This window comes from Neisseria sp. P0021.S006 (genome assembly GCF_051956895.1).
On sequence record NZ_JBQCWZ010000134.1, the window covers coordinates 1 to 2434 of the forward strand.

Annotated in this window: 4 protein-coding genes and 1 pseudogene; all 5 read right to left on the reverse strand. The window is 46.0% G+C overall.

Going from position 1 to position 2434, the window contains the following annotated elements:
* Positions 1 to 106: 106 nt before the first annotated feature.
* The gene (locus tag ACTHUM_RS11545) at positions 107 to 328 is read right to left on the reverse strand and encodes a hypothetical protein (protein ID WP_070459361.1); all 222 of its coding nucleotides are present in this window, start codon (positions 326 to 328) and stop codon (positions 107 to 109) included.
* Positions 329 to 415: 87 nt separating this feature from the next.
* Positions 416 to 685 carry a hypothetical protein gene (locus ACTHUM_RS11550; RefSeq protein WP_070459358.1) on the reverse strand — a complete coding sequence of 90 codons (270 nt, stop codon included), beginning with the start codon at positions 683 to 685 and terminating at the stop codon, positions 416 to 418.
* Positions 686 to 705: 20 nt separating this feature from the next.
* Positions 706 to 1620: pseudogene (locus ACTHUM_RS11555) on the reverse strand (rolling circle replication-associated protein).
* Positions 1617 to 1835, reverse strand: a complete 219-nt coding sequence (locus ACTHUM_RS11560; protein WP_070459355.1) for a hypothetical protein — start codon at positions 1833 to 1835, stop codon at positions 1617 to 1619. The pseudogene ACTHUM_RS11555 and the gene ACTHUM_RS11560 overlap by 4 nt, the downstream one beginning before the upstream one ends.
* 120 nt (positions 1836 to 1955) lie before the next feature.
* A partial coding sequence (mtgA, locus tag ACTHUM_RS11565) for a monofunctional biosynthetic peptidoglycan transglycosylase (protein ID WP_440402931.1) occupies positions 1956 to 2434 on the reverse strand: 479 nt, incomplete at its 5' end.

The following is a 2434-nucleotide window of genomic DNA, read 5'->3' on the forward strand; positions in this document are numbered from 1 at the left end:
ACCCCGTCTTTGTCTATGGTCGGTACGACTTGAGTCATCACTTCGTTTGTTGCCTGCTCTGCCGTTTCATGACAGATTCTGCCGACCTGATAACCCATGTTGCACCTTATGCAGAGCGTTTCACTGCGGATTTGATAACACTAATGGAAACGGCGGCAACGGCCAAAGCAACGGCAACCGCGCCGACGGCAATAATGCCCGATTTCAATGAGCCCAATTCTGTTTTAGCGGCTTCGACCATGCCGTTATCTTCTGCGAATGCTAATACTGGCAATGCTGCAACGGTTACAAAAGCGGCTGCTTTTTGAAATTTGGTTTTAATACTCATGATATTTTCCTTTATGGAGTTAAAAAAATGGTTGTGGCGGTGTTTCGGGGTCAATTCAGGGAACACCGCCGAACCCCTGAAACTGGTTTATGCTTCGTCCGAATAGTAGATGTTGTCTTTAAATGCACGAGGAAACACTTGCATTGAGACGATTTGCTGCGGTTTGTAATGCTCGTACTTTTCTGGATGTTTTGTGCGAACTTCGCAAAGGCGGGTTTCTGTATCTGAACGGATAATCAAACCGACATAGTGGGTCTTGCTGAATGTGCCGTCTTGGTTTTTGCGTTCTCGTGCGAACATCCGGTCAAATGCGGCAATGACGAAAATACCTTGTTTGCGTTCGGTTTCTTGAGACATGATGTTTCCTTTCTGCCAACTTAGGGCATATTGATGATGGTTTCTCGGTTATAAAACGCCCATTTCGGGCTAATTAAGCTGGATAAAATACGGTTGTAGTTTTCTTCTGTAATGGCTTTGAGTTCTCTGTTAAATTCATGTTTTGCATACTGTTTTAAATATGGCTCAATGCAGATAATCCATTTCTGGAGCTTCTCGCGCCATAGGCGCGAACCAGCACTTACAAACGAAAAATTGCTGTTTGCAATCTTCCACAGACTTTTTTTGTCGATGGTTGTACGAATCAGGCGATAGCCTTTGTCTTCAGGAAGTCTGCTGTTAATGTGTTTTGAAATGTATTTGGCCACATATCTTGCCAAGCCTTTGCTGTTGGTCTTTACCGGCAAAAGTTCGGAACGGCCGAAACCGTATTTATCCATGTTTTCACGAAGAATTTGCCAAAGCTGACGGAGTGCTTTGTTTGCTGATGTGTAGTTTCGGGCTTGAATTTGCTTAAAATTCAGGCCGCGGCGAATGTCTTCGCGTGTGTTCACAATCAGATGGAAATGAATACGACCGCTTTTCATGCGCTCGTATACGCAGACATAATGTTCGAAATGTTTTTTAAGAAAGTTTGTGCGCAGGCTGTGAAAGCGGCGGCTTGCCTCTTTGACGTCTTATACGTCGTCGGCAAATGTAAGGGTAAGGAATCCAACCTTTTCAATTCCGAAAACTTCGATGAACTGGCGTACATTCATCTCAAGGGCGGCGGCGGATTTCTTGTGTGAGGTGGAAAATTCGTTGAATTCGGGTTTTGCTGTGTTCGGCAGGTATTTTTCGTAACCAATCGGAATTTGCTTTGCATTGTTTTTATTAAGGTTTTCTGCCTCAATGCAGTTGTTACTATTTAGACAAGGAAGAGCGCGTTCCGCGCTTGCTGAAGCTGAACGATTCATGATTGCACCTCCGCCATCAGTGCGGATACGCTTAATTGACCGTATAAATCGGCTTCGCCATAAGTGATTTGGGGATTGTTGGGATTGCGGATAGGAAAAGCTCTGGTTTCCAAGCAATCGATGGTTCCGCAGGTCTCGGAAAACAGGCGGAAGATGTAGGCAACGGGATTTTTTTCAGGTTGCGGTGTAATTGTGTAGTAGGCAAATGTTGACATTTCAGACCCCTTGAAAATTCGGTTAATCGGAACTTGTCAAGGGGTTTGTTTTGTAATTTACACTCCCTTAACGGAGTGCAATATATAAGGCCGTCTGAAATATTCAGACGGCCTTTTTAATTAATCCATATCACTTTCGGGCAATTCTGCCGAACCCATGCGGCGCAGGATGATATTGGTTTTGTTATGCATCCGTTTGCTCTTAGGGTGGTCTGCGTAAAACAGAGGAGCCGGAACGCGTGCTGTGAGCTTGGCGGCTTGTTGGCGTGTGAGGGCGGAGGCAGGTTTCTTGTAGAAATACTGGGACGCCGCTTCCGCGCCGAATACGCCGTAGTGCCATTCGATTGAGTTCAGATACAGCTCAAAAATGCGGTCTTTGTCGGTAACCGCTTCCATCATCGCAGTAATCGCCGCTTCTTCGCCTTTGCGGATGTAGCTGCGGCTTTCGTTGAGAAACAGGTTTTTCGCCAGTTGCTGGCTGATGGTCGAACCGCCGGCTTTGACTTCGCCGCTTTGCTTATTGCGTTTCATGGCGTATTTGATGCCGTTCCAGTCAAAGCCGCTGTGTTCGGCAAAGTTGGCGTCTTCGGAAGCAATCA